Origin of the sequence: Caballeronia choica (assembly GCF_001544535.1) — a bacterium.
Lineage (GTDB): Bacteria > Pseudomonadota > Gammaproteobacteria > Burkholderiales > Burkholderiaceae > Caballeronia > Caballeronia choica.
In genome coordinates this window covers 1-2,232 of sequence record NZ_FCON02000384.1, presented here as the reverse complement: position 1 = coordinate 2,232, position 2,232 = coordinate 1, and the positions used below count along the sequence as shown (strand labels likewise).

General features: G+C 61.2%; 2 protein-coding genes. One reads left to right on the top strand and one right to left on the bottom strand.

Annotation, left to right across the window (positions count from 1 at the left end; all coding sequences use genetic code 11):
- Positions 1-831: AraC family transcriptional regulator (locus tag AWB68_RS44245; RefSeq protein WP_087650369.1), on the bottom strand; the 831-nt coding region annotated here is incomplete at its 3' end.
- Between the two features lie 108 nt (positions 832-939).
- On the opposite strand from AWB68_RS44245, the gene AWB68_RS44240 reads away from it, so the two are divergent.
- Positions 940-1,980, top strand: a complete 1,041-nt coding sequence (locus tag AWB68_RS44240; protein WP_235028866.1) for an alpha/beta fold hydrolase — start codon at positions 940-942, stop codon at positions 1,978-1,980.
- Positions 1,981-2,232: the final 252 nt, after the last annotated feature.

The following is a 2,232-nucleotide window of genomic DNA, read 5'->3' as shown; positions in this document are numbered from 1 at the left end:
GATCGTGGTGACGCTCTCACCCTCCGCCGAGAGGTACCGGTTAAGAGTGCGTCGATGCATGCCAAGATGCTGAGCAACCCGATCGACCGAACAGAGTCCGCCTGGCAGCAGCATCCTGACGATCTGGCGCGCCCGCTGCGTCGGCTCGTCGCGCAGGCTAGCCAACTGCATGTCCAGCAATCGTTTCATCTCGCGATTCAGCGCCGGGTCTGCCGCAGGGATGGGCCTGTCCAGGTCGCGGCTGCGGCAAACGATGGCATTGCATTCTTGTGAAAACTCGATCGCTGTTCCCAGCACGCGGCGGTGCACTTCAAGGCTGGCGGGCCGCGCGTGGGTGAAACTGATCTTTGCCGGCCGGAAGGTGTCGTGGGCCAGCACTCTCAACGTCCGCAATACGATACCGGTTGTCATCTCGACAGCCTGGCGCCAGACGCCATGATCCTGCGTATTCACACCTATATGCAGCAGCGCGACGTCGCCCGCATCGTCAAGCCGCAATTGCACGCCGCCGTTGTGCAGGCGCATATAGCGGGCGAAAGATTGCACTGCAGCGCGCAGCGTTGGCTCTTCCCGGATCGCCAGCGCCAGCATGCCCAGATTGGCCAGGCTTCTCGTTTCCGCGAGCAACAGTCCGAAGGCCTCCTGGCCGCACAGGCGGGCCGACTCCTCCAGCAGCCATCCCACCGAATCGGCACTGATCATCATATTCGGATCGACGAGGACCTTGGGCGGCAGCTTGGCCAGCCGCAGCATCCGAAACGGATCCAGCCCCACTGAACGGGCAACGTGCTCATAGTCGGTAAGGCTGGCACTTCGCGTCAGGGTATGCACCGACGTCACCTGTCCCAATTGCTCAAGCTTATGTCCTGGTAAGTATAGTGGGGAACTCAAGCCAGCGCTATCTTACAGTCCGAGAACTTCAACAGATCGAGGTAGACAATGGACACCAACGCTGCAATGCGCACTCGTCGGCCGCTCGCCACATTGGGGCAAGTGGATGCCGACGACCCCGCCGCATTCAACCACTGCTTTGCCGAAGTCAACGGCATTCGCATGCATTACATCGACGAGGGGGAGGGCCCGCTCGTCATTCTGCTGCATGGCTTTCCCTACCTGTGGTACATGTGGCGGCGCCAGATCGGGGCTTTAGCCAAGGCCGGCTTTCGGGTCGTCGTCCCCGATCAGCGGGGATTTGGGCAAACCGATCGGCCGGATGCCATTGAAGCCTACGACATGAGCCAGGCCGTCGGCGACATGGTTGGCTTGATGAAGGCTCTGGGTGAAACGTCCGCGGTGATCGTCGGACACGACCTGGGCGCATGGGTGGCTCAGTCGGCGGCCATGCTGAGGCCGGACCTGTTCCGCGGCCTCGTGATGCTCAATACCCCAGTGCCACCGCGCGGAAAGATCAGACCGACTGTGGGCTTGCAAGAAATGGCGAAGGGCCGGGTGTTCCACCACCTGTACTTCCAGCAGATCGGCAAGCCGGATCGCGAGTTGGCCAGCGATCCGCGCAAGACATTGCGCAGCATGTACTACTCGGTCTCCGGCAGCGCCGTCGGCGCCGAACGCTGGCGCCTGTTCATCGAAGCCGGCGAGCCCATTCTCAATGCCTTCACTGAGCCGAAGGAGTTCCCGTCATGGTTGAGCGCACGGGCGATCGACTACTACGTCGACGAATACACGCGCACGGGATTTACCGGCGCGATTAACTACTACCGCTGTCGGGACCGGAACTGGGAAATCACCTCGTTTCTGGACGGCGCGGTGGTCCGCCAGCCGAGCATGTTCATCGGGGGCGCTGCCGACCCTTCCCTTGAACCGATCGAACTTCGTGGCCTCTACGACCAGTTCGACACCTATTTGTCCGGATTGCAGAAGAAGGTGCTGCTCCCCGGCGTGGGCCATAGCGCGGCGGAAGAAAGCGTTGATCAGGTTAACGCATTGCTCCTGGAATTTCTCGAGCAGTTCAAGCGCTAGCGTCCAGGTTGTCCGGCTGCGACGCCCGGATCGGGGCGTCCAGCGACATGACAGCTTGCGCACAGGGCAGGTTTCACTTTCCCCCAGAGCCGCCAGGATGAATGAGCGGCCGTGGGAAAGTCTGGCATACGCCGCCGCGGACGCCAGAGCTGAACAGAGAGCGCTGCGCACAGACGGCATTTGCAGCAGCAATAACAGGAGACAGAATTGTGGCAGTGAATATGCAAGAAATAGCGTCCTATGACGGTGAGC

What these genes read in the sequence shown, in the direction of transcription:
- AWB68_RS44240 (WP_235028866.1), top strand. Translation starts at nt 940, where the DNA reads ATGGACACCAACGCTGCAATGCGCACTCGTCGGCCGCTCGCCACATTG.